This window comes from Stenotrophomonas sp. 05L44_2 (assembly GCF_056665995.1).
This window is the reverse complement of the sequence record NZ_JBFTNR010000022.1, coordinates 1-12,289: the sequence shown is the minus strand read 5'-3', so window position 1 is coordinate 12,289 and position 12,289 is coordinate 1. Positions and strand designations below refer to the sequence as shown.

The 12,289-nt window shown below is 68.2% G+C and carries 14 protein-coding genes and 1 pseudogene; 10 read left to right on the top strand and 5 right to left on the bottom strand.

The genetic code is table 11. The features are described 5' to 3' along the window. A pseudogene (locus tag AC1VAN_RS01465) lies at positions 1 to 149 on the bottom strand (ribosome small subunit-dependent GTPase A); the annotation flags it as partial. 112 nt (positions 150 to 261) lie between these two features. On the opposite strand from AC1VAN_RS01465, the gene AC1VAN_RS01460 reads away from it, so the two are divergent. The 3 genes from AC1VAN_RS01460 to AC1VAN_RS01450 are packed head-to-tail and all read left to right on the top strand — an operon-like array spanning position 262 to position 2,893. Beyond that, positions 262 to 1,536 (top strand): pyridoxal phosphate-dependent aminotransferase, encoded by a 1,275-nt coding sequence (locus AC1VAN_RS01460; RefSeq protein ID WP_480985137.1) that lies wholly within the window; start codon positions 262 to 264, stop codon positions 1,534 to 1,536. Positions 1,537 to 1,539: 3 nt separating this feature from the next. Continuing rightward, entirely contained in the window at positions 1,540 to 2,157 is a 618-nt protein-coding gene (locus AC1VAN_RS01455) for an SGNH/GDSL hydrolase family protein (protein WP_032975424.1), read from the top strand. 4 nt (positions 2,158 to 2,161) lie between these two features. Beyond that, the gene (locus tag AC1VAN_RS01450; protein WP_032975423.1) at positions 2,162 to 2,893 is read left to right on the top strand and encodes a class I SAM-dependent methyltransferase; all 732 of its coding nucleotides are present in this window, start codon (positions 2,162 to 2,164) and stop codon (positions 2,891 to 2,893) included. 253 nt (positions 2,894 to 3,146) lie between these two features. Here the strand turns inward: AC1VAN_RS01450 and AC1VAN_RS01445 are convergent, their stop codons facing one another. Then, the gene (locus tag AC1VAN_RS01445; RefSeq protein ID WP_282279607.1) at positions 3,147 to 3,926 is read right to left on the bottom strand and encodes a polysaccharide deacetylase family protein; all 780 of its coding nucleotides are present in this window, start codon (positions 3,924 to 3,926) and stop codon (positions 3,147 to 3,149) included. A gap of 60 nt (positions 3,927 to 3,986) precedes the next feature. Between AC1VAN_RS01445 and grxD the strand changes: the two genes are divergently transcribed. Continuing rightward, positions 3,987 to 4,913: a Grx4 family monothiol glutaredoxin gene (gene grxD / locus AC1VAN_RS01440; protein ID WP_480985136.1), complete on the top strand. Its 927-nt coding sequence runs from the start codon at positions 3,987 to 3,989 to the stop codon at positions 4,911 to 4,913. Between the two features lie 120 nt (positions 4,914 to 5,033). Here grxD and AC1VAN_RS01435 read toward each other — a convergent pair whose 3' ends face one another. Beyond that, entirely contained in the window at positions 5,034 to 5,573 is a 540-nt protein-coding gene (locus tag AC1VAN_RS01435) for a DUF924 family protein (protein ID WP_032975420.1), read from the bottom strand. A gap of 43 nt (positions 5,574 to 5,616) precedes the next feature. Further along, entirely contained in the window at positions 5,617 to 6,393 is a 777-nt protein-coding gene (locus tag AC1VAN_RS01430; protein WP_480985135.1) for an AMP nucleosidase, read from the bottom strand. Positions 6,394 to 6,546: 153 nt separating this feature from the next. Here AC1VAN_RS01430 and AC1VAN_RS01425 point away from each other — a divergent pair, with 153 nt between their 5' ends. The 6 genes from AC1VAN_RS01425 to AC1VAN_RS01400 all read left to right on the top strand — a co-directional run bounded on the left by AC1VAN_RS01425 (position 6,547) and on the right by AC1VAN_RS01400 (position 11,894). Beyond that, entirely contained in the window at positions 6,547 to 7,956 is a 1,410-nt protein-coding gene (locus tag AC1VAN_RS01425; protein ID WP_025874103.1) for an amidohydrolase, read from the top strand. Continuing rightward, positions 7,956 to 9,218 carry an amidohydrolase family protein gene (locus AC1VAN_RS01420; protein WP_032975419.1) on the top strand — a complete coding sequence of 421 codons (1,263 nt, stop codon included), beginning with the start codon at positions 7,956 to 7,958 and terminating at the stop codon, positions 9,216 to 9,218. The genes AC1VAN_RS01425 and AC1VAN_RS01420 overlap by 1 nt, the downstream gene beginning before the upstream one ends. Before the next feature lie 19 nt (positions 9,219 to 9,237). Next, complete coding sequence (locus AC1VAN_RS01415) at positions 9,238 to 9,870, top strand: 2-hydroxychromene-2-carboxylate isomerase (protein WP_032975418.1); 633 nt, start codon at positions 9,238 to 9,240, stop codon at positions 9,868 to 9,870. 95 nt (positions 9,871 to 9,965) lie between these two features. Then, entirely contained in the window at positions 9,966 to 10,907 is a 942-nt protein-coding gene (locus AC1VAN_RS01410) for a DegV family protein (RefSeq protein ID WP_032975417.1), read from the top strand. A 78-nt stretch (positions 10,908 to 10,985) separates the two neighbouring features. After that, a complete protein-coding gene (locus AC1VAN_RS01405) occupies positions 10,986 to 11,324 on the top strand; it encodes a hypothetical protein (protein ID WP_025874099.1) in 339 nt (112 codons plus the stop codon). Between the two features lie 171 nt (positions 11,325 to 11,495). Beyond that, positions 11,496 to 11,894 (top strand): hypothetical protein, encoded by a 399-nt coding sequence (locus AC1VAN_RS01400; RefSeq protein WP_051584927.1) that lies wholly within the window; start codon positions 11,496 to 11,498, stop codon positions 11,892 to 11,894. A gap of 94 nt (positions 11,895 to 11,988) precedes the next feature. Here the strand turns inward: AC1VAN_RS01400 and AC1VAN_RS01395 are convergent. Continuing rightward, on the bottom strand, positions 11,989 to 12,289 hold a 301-nt coding region (locus AC1VAN_RS01395), incomplete at its 5' end, for a TolC family protein (protein ID WP_480985134.1).

The window sequence follows — 12,289 nt, the reverse complement described above, 5'->3', positions numbered from 1 at the left end:
GTGCGATGCTGCTCGATCACCCGCGCCGGGTGGGCCTGCGGGTGTGCGGCCATCACGGCCTGCCAGTCGGCCTGCTGCGGCGGGCCCGGCCAGGGCCAGCCAATGGTCTGCAGAGCGGTGAAATCGGGGGTCTGGGTCATCGCCGCCATTCTACCTGTGTGGTGCCGCCCAGCCCAATGTTGGCGGGCCCTGCGGCCCTTGCCATGCGCTGCAGCAATTCCGCTACCATGGAAGCCCCATGCCTTTTGCGGCCCACCGCCCATGTCCACTCCCTCGCCCAAACCCCTGGTCATCCGCGAGCGCCTTTCCGAAGTGCGCTACGAAATCCGCGGAGAACTGGCACGGCGAGCCCGGGAGCTGGAAGCGCAGGGCCACAAGCTGATCAAGCTCAACATCGGCAATCCCGGCGCTTTCGGCTTCCGTGCACCGGAACACCTGCAGCGCGCGATCGCCGATGACATGGGCCGCACCGATCCGTATACCCACCAGCAGGGCCTGCCGGTCGCCCGCGAGGCCATCGCCGCCGCCTACGCCCGCCGTGGCGCACCGGATGCCCATCCGGACCGCGTGTTCGTCGGCAACGGTGTCAGCGAGCTGATCGACCTGTCGCTGCGTGCGCTGCTCAACCCGGGCGACGAAGTGCTGGTGCCCTCGCCGGACTACCCGCTGTGGTCGGCCTCGACCATCCTCAACGATGGCCGCCCGGTGTATTACCGCTGTGCCGCCGAGAACGGCTTCCAGCCGGACCCGAGCGAGATCGAGACGCTGGTGTCCTCGCGCACGCGCGCCATCGTGCTGATCAATCCGAACAACCCCAGCGGTGCCAGCTACCCGCGTGAGCTGCTGGAGCAGGTGGTGGAGATCGCGCGCCGCCACAACCTGCTGCTGCTGGTCGATGAGATCTACGACCAGATCCTGTACGACGACGCGGTGTTCCAGCCGGTCGCACCGCTGGCCGGTGACCATCCCTGCCTGACCTTCGGCGGCCTGAGCAAGGTGCACCGCGCCTGCGGCTGGCGGGTGGGCTGGGCGCACCTCAGCGGCGACGACGCGCGGCTGGGCGACTTCCGCRCCGCGCTGGACCTGCTGGGCGCACTGCGCCTGTGCGCCAACGTACCGGGCCAGTACGCCATCGACGCCGCAGTGAACGGCCCGGACACCATTTCGGAACTGTGCGCACCGGGTGGCCGCCTGTATGAAACCCGTCGTGCGGTGATCGAAGCCTGCGAGGCCAGCGAACACCTGTCGCTGGTTGCCCCCGCCGGCGCGCTGTACGCGTTCCCGGCCGTGGTCGGTGCCGCTGCCAAGGGCTTCGACGATCATAATTTCGCGCTCGACCTGATGAACAACGACGGCGTGCTGGTGGTGCCGGGCTCGAGCTTCAACGTGCCTTACCGCCATCACTTCCGCGTGACCCTGCTGCCGGAGGCGTCGGTGATGCGTGACGTGTTCGCCCGTATCGACCGCGCCCTCGCCCGCCGTGCCGAAGACGCCACCAAGGTGGTGCCGCTGAAGCCCCGCCGGTCGGTGGCTTGATCGATGGGCTTGTCGTATCTGGCCCTGGGCGATTCCTACACCATCGGTGAAGCGGTCGCGGTCGACGGCCGCTGGCCGCATCAGCTCGCCGCCGCCCTGCGCGCGCAGGGCATCGCGCTGGGCGACCCGCAGACCATCGCCACCACCGGCTGGACCACCGACGAGCTCGACGCCGGCATCGACGAAGTGGCGCCGCAAGGGCCGTTCGACTTCGTCAGCCTGCTGATCGGCGTCAACAACCAGTATCGCGGGCGTCCGCTGGACGAGTACCAGGTGCAGTTCCAGGCCCTGCTGCAGCGCGCGATTGGTTTTGCCGGCGACCGTGCGGACCGGGTCCTGGTGCTGTCCTTCCCGGACTGGGGCACCACGCCGTACGGTGCAGGCAGCGGACGCGACCTGGGCCAGATCGAACTGGAAACCGACGAGTTCAACGCTGCCGCCGAGGTGATCAGCACCCAGCAGGGCGTGGCCTTCGTCGACATCACCGATATCAGCCGCGACACCGGCGCTGACCCGGCGATGATCGCCGAGGATGGCCTGCACCCGTCCGCACGGATGTACGGGCTGTGGAGCGCGCGTGCGCTGCCGGTGGCCGCACACCTGCTGGGCAGGACGGACTGAGACGATGGACGGCACGCCACGGAACGGCACGCCCCTGCCCTGTTCGCCGCTGGATGCCGGGCAGGCGCGCCTGATCGCCGAGTCCTTCCGGCCGATGCAGGCCTGGGGCAGCCGCCGCGATTACTACTACACGCGCGGCAAGCTGGGCAGCGACCCGCTGTATGACGGCGTACTGCAGCACCTTCCCGATGACGGCCAGCCGGTGCTCGACCTGGGCTGCGGGCTGGGCCTGTTCGCGCATGTGCTTCGCCAGCGCGGCCGCCAGCAGCGGTATCTCGGGGTCGACGTGGACAGCGACAAGATCGCCCGTGCGCAGCGCGCCGGCAGTGGCCTGGCCGACGTACGGTTCGACTGTCTGGATGTGCAGGCGCCGTTGCCGGTGCATGGTGGACATGTGCTGCTGCTGGATGTGCTGCAGTACCTGGACGAAGCGCCGCAACTGGAGCTGCTGCGCGCGGTGAGCGCGCGGGTCGCGCCCGGTGGCCGCCTGCTGCTGCGCACGCCGCTGGCGACCGGCGACCGCCGCGACCGCACCACGCGGGTGGCTGACCGACTGGCCTGGCTGGTCGGCTGGATGGGCACGCGACCGCGCCATTACCCGGATCCGCAGCGGCTGCAGGCCACGCTGGCGGCTGCCGGCATGCAGGTGGCTCCGTTGCGTCCGCTGCATGGGCGCACGCCGTTCAACAGCTGGTTGCTGGTGGCCGAGCGGCCGGGAACTGCGGCCAACGGCTGAGCCCCTCGTGGTGGGCGGCTGTCTACGGGGGCTGCCCGGGCGGGATGGGCTGCGCGGGGACGCCGTGAACCCCTCCTTGGGGGCTTAGCCGCGCCATCCATGGCGCGGATACCCCGCGCAGCCCACCCCACCCGGACACGGACGGTTTACGGGCGCGTCCACCACGGAAGACAGGAGAAAAGCGAAGGGCAAACGCGGGTCGCTTCGCTCTTGCCGCGCTGCGCGCTCGCCGGGCATGGCCCGGCGCCACCGGTCACCTGGCCGGCAGTTCGGCTTTCAGGCCGCGCTCGTCCAGCACCTGCAGCACCCGTTCGATGATGGCCAGGTTGTGGCCATGTGCGGCACCTTCATGYAGCAGCACGATCGCGCCCGGGCGCAGGTCCGGGAGCAGACGCGCCAGCACGCCATCCGGGGTGCAGCCGACGCCGTCGTAACCGCGGGCGCTCCAGCCCACGCGCACCAGGCCCAGCTTGCGCAGTACCGGCGCCACGAACGGGTTGGTCATGCCCACCACCGAGCGGTACCAGCGCACCGGTCGCCCACTCACCGCCTGCAGCGCTCGCTGGCAGCCCTCGATCTCCGCCGCCATCGTGCCCGGGCCCAGCCGCCAGAAGCGCGCCTGCGGATGGCTGTGGCTGTGGTTGCCGAGGTCGTGTCCGCGACGCAGGATTTCCTCCACCAGGGCCGGATGCGCCAATACGCGCTCGCCGACCAGGAAAAAGGTCGCCTTCGCCTGGTGCCGGTCCAGCAGATCCAGCACCGCCGGGGTCTGTTCACTGGGGCCGTCGTCGATGGTCAGCCAGACGCTGTTGCCAGCCTCGGGCAACCGGCTCAGCACCGGCGCGTAGAAGCGGCTGTTGGGCAGGAACACCGGCACCATGAACAACGCGTGGCTTGCCACCATCAGGGCCAGGCCCCAGTGCCAGCCCGCCAGCACCCAGACCAGGATCACGGCCAGCTGCGACAGCACCAGCCAGGGCACCCAGCGCCAGGGCTGGGTCGGGATGCGATGCAATGTTCCTGCGTTGGTCATGCCCCATGATGCCATGGGGGGTAGAATTGATGATTCGAATTTTTCGGACCCATGACTGCCATGTCCCTCGATCCCGCCCTGCGTTCGCGCATCGAAACCATCCTCAACGACAACCGCGTCGTGCTGTTCATGAAGGGCCAGCCGTCGATGCCGCAGTGCGGCTTCTCGGCCAAGGCCGTGGGTGCCCTGCAGGACCTGGGCGTGGAGTTCGCCCACGTCAACGTGCTGGCTGACGCGGAGATCCGTGAAGGCATCAAGGCCTATGGCGACTGGCCGACCATCCCGCAGCTGTACATCGACGGCGAACTGGTCGGCGGCAGCGACATCGTGCTGCAGATGGCCGCCAGCGGCGAGCTGAGCAGCGTGCTGGGCCTGGCTGCACCGGACCGCACCCCGCCGCGCATCACCGTCACCCCGGCCGCGGTGGAAATGCTGAAGGGCGCGCTGGCCGATTCGCCGGGTGCGTCGCTGCAGTTGGGCATCGATGCCCGCTTCCAGCCGAACTTCCAGCTGGCCCCGTACGATGAAGGCGCGATCGCCGCCGAGTCCAACGGCCTGCGCGTGCAGTTCGACCTGGCCAGCGCCCGCCGCGCCGATGGCATCACCATCGACTGGGTCGACGACATCCGTGGCAAGGGCCTGGCGATCGACAACCCGAACGCGCCCAAGCCGGTGCAGGAAATCAGCGTGCGTGATGCCGACGACCTGGTGCGTGCCGGCAACGTGATGCTGGTGGACGTGCGCCCGGCCRAAGAACGCGCCATTGCCGCTGTCGGCGTGCCGTTCAAGAGCTTCGATGGCAACGGCCGCGCCGAGCTGGAAGCCCTGCCCAAGGACACCGCCCTGGCCTTCCTGTGCCACCACGGTGGCCGCAGCGCGCAGGCAGCAGAGCAGTTCCGTGCGCTGGGCTTCAGCAAGGTGTTCAACGTCACCGGCGGCATCGATGCCTGGTCGGACGAAGTGGACAACGGCGTGCCGAAGTACTGATCGGCTGCGCTTGATGCACAGGAAAAACGCCGGCGAAAGCCGGCGTTTTCTGTTGAGCCCATCCACGCATGGCGTGGATCTACTCCTTCCGTGTCCCAAGCGCGGGGGCTGACGTTCCGGTTACCCGGCGAACCCGCCTTCGGCCAGGTAATCCAGTTCTTCCGGCGACGGAATGCGGCCAAGCACCGCATTGCGGTGCGGGAACCGGCCGAAGCGGCGGATGATGTCGCGGTGCAGTTCGGCGTACTGCAGGTATTCCTTGTCACCCAGCACGTCGAACATCGCGACCGAGCGGTCCTGGTCCAGCGGATCTTCGGAGTGCTCGAACGGCAGGTAGATGAAGGCGCGCAGTTTGGGGACCAGCTGCAGGTCCAGCCCCTCCTCGATCGCGCGCGTGGCGTAGTGCCGTGCGAGGCCATCGGTGGCATAGGAATGGGCCGTGCCGCGGAAGCAGTTGCGCGGGAACTGGTCCAGCAGCAGCATCAGCGCCAGCGCGCCCTCGGCGCTGCCCAGCCAGTGCTCGCGCGCGCGCGATGCGGCAGCGTGGTGTTCGTCCGCGAACAGCGTACGGAACCGCGCGTCGAACGCATCATCGCGGGCAAACCACTTTTCAGGGCCCGCGTCCTTCCAGAATTCCACCACTTGCGCGGCAACGTCCATCACCTACTCCCCAGGGCCGGCGCGCCGCGCCAGGCCATCATCATCATTCGTCGAAGCGCAGGTGGCGGACCGACTTGCCGTTGCGCCGGATAAGCTTAAGCGCCTCGATGCCGATCTGGATATGGTTTTCCACGAACTGCGAGCTGACCTTGGCGTCGGACGCCTCGGTTTTCACCCCGTCCGGGATCATCGGCTGGTCTGAAACCAGCAGCAGGGCCCCGCTGGGAATGTGGTTGGCGAAGCCGGCAGCGAAGATCGTCGCGGTTTCCATGTCGATGGCCATGCAGCGCATCGCCCGCAGCCGCTCCTTGAAGGCCTCGTCGTGCTCCCAGACCCGGCGGTTGGTGGTGTAGACGGTGCCGGTCCAGTAATCATGGCCGAGGTCGCGGATCATGGTCGAAACCGCACGCTGCAGGGCGAAGGCCGGCAAGGCCGGCACYTCSGGCGGCAGGTAGTCGYYCGAKGTCCCCTCGCCSCGGATGGCSGCGATCGGCAGCACCAGGTCGCCCAGCTCGTTCTTGCGTTTCAGCCCGCCGCACTTGCCCAGGAACAGCACGGCCTTGGGCATCACCGCTGACAGCAGATCCATGATGATCGCGGCATTGGGGCTGCCCATGCCGAAGTTGATCATGGTGATGCCGTCGATGGTGGCGCTGGCCATCGGCCGGTCCAGGCCGATCACCGGCGCCCCGGTCAGCGCGGAGAACGTATGCAGGTAGCCCCCGAAGTTGGTCAGCAGGATGTGCTGGCCGAACTGGTCCAGAGGCACGCCGGTATAGCGCGGAAGCCAGTTGTCGACGATGTCCTGCTTGCTCTTCATGGGCGCTCCGGTACGGCGTGGGGAGCACCATTTTCCGGGAGGCGGTCGTTGCCGTCGAGATGGCCGATGGCGACCCGTGAAAAAGGACACTTGGCAAGCACGCCGCTCCCCGGCTAGCGTCGGTGGGTTGAACACGCTGCCAAGGGGATCTGCATGACATCGACGTTGTTGCGCGCCGGGTTGGGTCTGGCGCTGGTATCGCTGAGCACGGCGCCGGCCGTGGGCGCTTCGCGCTTCGTGGCCGATCCCTACCCGAGCACCTACCAGGCGCACCCCGATGGGCCGCTGCTGATCCAGAACGCAACGGTGCTGACCGGCACCGGCCAGCGCCTCGACAACGCCGATGTGCTGCTGCGCGATGGCCGCATCGTCGCCGTCGGCGATGCGCTGCAGGTCGATGCCAGCGTCACCCGCATCAACGCCGACGGCAAGTGGGTGACGCCCGGCCTGATCGACGTGCACTCGCACCTGGGCGTCTATCCCAGCCCCGGTGTCGGCGCGCACAGCGACGGCAACGAGATGACCGCGCCGGTCACCGCCAACGTCTGGGCCGAGCACTCGGTATGGCCGCAGGACCCCGGTTTCCAGGCGGCGCTGGCAGGCGGAGTGACCAGCATGCAGGTGCTGCCCGGCTCGGCCAACCTGGTCGGTGGCCGCGGCGTAACGCTGAAGAACGTGCCTGCCACCACCTACCAGGCAATGAAGTTCCCCGGCGCGCCGTGGGGCCTGAAAATGGCCTGCGGCGAAAACCCCAAGCGCGTCTACGGTGGCGGCAAGGGCGTGGCACCTGCAACGCGGATGGGCAACGTGGCCGGTTACCGCGCAGCCTTCATCGACGCAGCCGACTACATCGCCAAGAACAAGCCGAAGCCGGCCAAGCGCAAGGGCTGGTTCGGCAGCGACAAGGGCGACAGCGCCGGTGATGCCGGCGGCAAGCGCGACCTCAAGCTGGATACGCTCGCCGGTGCGATCCAGGGCGATATCCGCGTGCACATCCACTGCTATCGCGCCGATGAAATGGCCACCATGCTCGACCTGTCCAAGGAATTCGGCTTCAAGGTGGCCGCCTTCCACCACGGCGTGGAGGCCTACAAACTGGCCGACCGGCTGGCGGCCGAAGGCGTGTGCGGGGCACTGTGGGCCGACTGGTGGGGCTTCAAGATGGAAGCCTTCGACGGCATCGCCGAGAACATCGCGCTGGTCGACCGGCCGAAGAACAGCTGCGCCATCGTCCACTCCGACTCGCCCGAGGGCATCCAGCGCCTGAACCAGGAGGCAGCCAAGGTGATGGCCGCCGCGCGCCGCGCGCACATGCCGGAGATCGCGCCGGAACGCGCGATCACCTGGATGACCGCCAACGCCGCCAAGGCGCTGGGCATCGAGGCGCAGACCGGCACGCTGGAGGCCGGAAAGATGGCCGACGTGGTGATCTGGAACGGCAATCCCTTCAGTTCGTATGCACTGGCCGAGCAGGTGTTCGTCGATGGCCGCCGTGTGTACGACCGCAGCACGCCATCGGCAACGCCGCGGTCGGATTTCCAGCTTGGACAGGAGTTGCGCTGATGGGCATGTTGAACAAGCGCCGCCGGGCATGGCCCGGCGCTACCTTGGTTGCGCTGTTGGTGATGACAACCGCAGCCTCGGCGCAGGACCTGCTGGTGCGCGGTGCGACGGTCGCTACCGCCAGCGCACGTGGCAACGTGGAAGATGCCGATGTGCTGGTGCAGGGCGGCATCATCCGTGCGGTGGGCCGGGGCCTGTCCACACCGGCCGGTGTGCCGGTGGTCGAAGCCAAGGGACGCATGCTGACCCCTGCCCTGTTCGGTGGCATCACCGAGATCGGCATCGAGGAAGTATCCGGTGAATCAAGCACGGTCGACAGCGCACTGAAGATCGGCGAGCAGCCGCTACGCCCGGAGTTCGACGTGACACTGGCCTATAACCCGGCATCCGTGCTGATTCCGGTGGCGCGCCTGGACGGCATCGGCTTCACTGCGCTGGGCGCGGCCACCGGCGGTGGCTTCGTCGCCGGCCAGGGCGGCGTGGTGCGTTTCGATGGCAGTGCCGACCCGATCGGCCCGCGCGCGCTGTTCCTGCGCCTGGGTGCTGCAGCATCTGAACTGACCGGTCAATCGCGCGCGGCGCAGTGGATGCTGCTGCAGCAGATGGTGGACGAGGCACGCGGCCAGGTGGCCGCCGATTCGCCGCATGCGCTGCTGACCCCGGCCGGCCGCCGCACGCTCGCCCGCTATCTGTCCGGGCAGGGCCGCATCGTGGTGGAAGTGGACCGCGCGGCCGACATCCGCCAGCTGCTGCGCTGGGCGGCCCGCGAGAGGGTGAAGATCGCCGTCGCCGGCGGTGCCGAGGCCTGGCAGCTGGCACCGGAACTGGCAGCGGCCAAGGTGCCGGTGTTCGTCGACGCACTGGGCAACCTGCCGACGACCTTCGACCAGATCGGCGCCACCTTGGAAAACGCCGCGCGGTTGCAGCGCGCGGGCGTACCGGTGGCCTTCGCCCAGCGCGATGATGCCTCGCACAACGCACGCAAGATGCGCCAGCTGGCCGGCAATGCGGTGGCCAACGGCCTGCCCTGGGCCGACGGACTGGCCGGGCTGACCCGGGTACCGGCCGAGGTGCTGGGCGTGGCCGACCAGATCGGCAGCATCGAGCCGGGCAAGCGTGCCGACCTGGTGCTGTGGGAAGGCGATCCGCTGGATGTGGCGCACTATGCCGAGCAGGTCTGGCTGGGCGGCCGCGCGATGCCGATGCGCTCGCGCCAGACCGAACTGCGCGACCGCTACCTGCAGCGCAACGCGCAACCCTGACCGTAACCAGGAGCCATCGATGCCCACCCTGCGCTGGTATTTCGACTTCGTCTCGCCCTATTCCTACCTGCACTGGCAGAAGGTGAAGCAGCTGCCGCAGTTCGGGCGCATCCAACCGGTGCCCATCGCCTTTGGTGCGGTACTGCACCATCTGGGCAACCTGGGCCCGGCGGAGATCCCGGCCAAGCGCCGCTTCATGTACCGCCAGCTGCTGTGGACCGCGCAGGCCGAGGGCACGCCACTGCGCTTCCCGCCCGGGCACCCGTTCAATCCGCTGGCGGCCCTGCGCCTGTGCCTGGCCGCCGGTGCCAGCACTGCGGCAGTGGACGTGCTGTTCGATTGGATCTGGCGCGACGGCCACGCCGGCGACACGGCCGAGGCCCTGCGCGAACCCGCCGCCCGGCTGGGTATCAGCGACGTAGAGGCGGCCATTGGCGAGCCGGCCATCAAGGAGCAACTGCGACGCAACACCGAGGCGGCGATCGAGGCCGGGGTGTTCGGCGTGCCGACCCTGGCCATCGACGGCGAACTGTTCTGGGGCAACGATACCCACCCGCTGATGGCGGCGGTGCTGGACGACCCCAGCCTGCTGGACCGGCCGGACTGGCAGCAGGCGGTGGCCCTGCCGGTGGCGGTGCAGCGCAGTCGCTGAACAGGGAGCGGCGCGTTTCCCTCGCGCGCCCGCCCCCGTTTTGAGATAGTTTTCACATTTCCGAACCTACAACCGCCCTGGAGGGGGAGCCGCGGATGCGCATCGGAATCGTCGTCGACTCGGCCTGCGACCTGCCGCAGGACTTCATTGCCGAGCACAACATCGTGCTGCTGCCGATCACCGTGCGGATCGGCGAAGCGGTGCTCGCCGACCACCGCGACGAGCAGGCAACGCTCAGCTTCCTGCACGCGCACGTCGCCGAGCACGGCGCCGAAGCGGAGACCATCCCCTTCAGCGTCAACCAGATCCGCGACCTGTTCCTGCAACGCTTGGTGATCGACTACGACCATGTGTTCTGCATGACCATCACCAAGACCCGCAGCCCGATCCACGACAATGCACTGCAGGCCAGCTTCGCCATCCTCAACGACTACAAGCCGGTGCGGCAGGCGGCCGGCTTCAACTCGCCGTTCGCGCTGCGCGTGCTGGATACCCAGAACCTGTTCGCCGCCCAGGCGGTGACGGCGGTGGAAGCGGTGCGGCTGCGCGCCAGTGATGCCAGCGTGCAGCAGATCCGCGAGCGCCTGGAAGAACTGGCCGGCAACGTGCACGGCTACATGGTCACCCGCGACCTGTACTACATGCGTGCCCGCGCCCGGCACAAGGGCGACCGAAGCGTCGGCCTGCTCAGCGCCGCACTGGGCAGTGCGCTGGACATCAAGCCGGTGTTGCATGGTTATCGCGGGCAGACCGGGCCGGTGGCGAAGATCAAGGGTTTCGACAATGCCGTGCTGAAGCTGTTCGGCGTGGTCGGCCAGCGCGTACGCGCCGGCCTGATGACGCCGACCGTGTGCGTCAGCTACGGCGGCGAACTGGACGAGCTGCGTGCCCTGCCCGGCTATGCGCAGATGAAGGAGGTCTGCGCCGGCCATGGCGTGACCGTGTACGAATCGGTGATGAGCCTGACCGGCATGGTCAACGTCGGCAAGGGCGCGGTCACCGTGGGTTTTGCCGATGGGCCGCATCGATTTGAATGAAGGCCAACCGCGCTCTGGAATCTGCACATCGATTCCACCGCGCCTATGCCAGCCTAGCCGCACCTCAAGGAGATCAACATGCCTGCGCAGTACCACATCAGCCTGCCCGAACCGTCCAAGGCCCGCGGCAACGACCCCGACCTGTCTTTCCATTCGCAGGGCGCTGCCGGCTTCGCCGAAGAACTGCAGAACGCGCTGCGCAATGGCAGCCTGTTCGAGCGCTGGCGCGACAAGCAGCCGGACCCGGATGCGGTGGAGCCGCAGTGGGGCGCGACCGATCCGGAGGCCACCGTGACCGGTGAGCAGAAGGACCTGCGCATCAACCTGGTGGCCACCACCCGCATCGACAGTGACGTGTTCAAGCAGCGCCTGCGCCTGCTGGCCGGGCACCACTGGGAACTGCGCGACGTGCGTTGAGTTCCGCCTCTGGTAGGCGCCAACCTTGGTTGGCGCTTTCCTGAAGGCTGCCAACCAAGGTTGGCCACTACCGGCTTCACCTTGCCGAGCTGCCGGCCAGCGGCCGGCACTACCCGGCACCTGGGTGTGCTGGTATCGTGCCGCCGCCAACGGTGACCGCACGGATTGCACATGGACCCCAAGCTGAAAGCGCTCATCGAGCAGACCAACCTGTCGGACCTGCTGCCGCCGGCGCCTCGGGAAATGGACCTGCAGCAGCCGGTGGCACCGCCGGAACCCGCAAAACCGCAGCCCGCCCGTTCCACCAGCGATGCACTGCAGGTGCATTTCGGTGGTACCGACATGGTCGGAAAGCTCGCCAATGCGCCCACCAGTGGACGGATAAAGACCTTCGCCATGATCCTGCTGGGCGGGCCGACCATCGTGTTCGGCCTGCTTCTGCTGGGCATGGTCTGGACCGAGCCGGGCAAGTCAGTGCTCGCGCTGGTCTACGGCACGGTCATCGCAGCGGTGTTGATCGGTATCTGGCCTTATCTGCTGTTCCGCAAACGCGAAAAGCCGGCGGCCTGACGCGGGCTGCCTGCCAGGATAGTGCCGGGCGCTGGCCGGCAACTCATGCAGACGGCACCTGCCGGCCAGCGGCCGGCACTACCCAACCTGCGCCTTACCAACCGCCGCCCAGGGCGCGATACAGCTCTACGCGTGCAATCGCGGCGGTCGCCCGGCTGTTGGCCAGCGCGGCCTGGTTGTCCAGCGCGATGCGCTGGGTGCTCAATACATCCAGCATGTCGACCACGCCGGCCTGGTACTGCCGACGCGCCGCACCCAGCGCCGTCTCGCTCTCATCCACCGCCACGTGCAGCTGCGCGGCACGCTGCTGTTCGGCGGCATAGCCGTCGATGGCATCGTCCACTTCATGCCAGGCCTGCAGCACGGTACGGCGGAACTGCAGGGCCGCCTGTTGC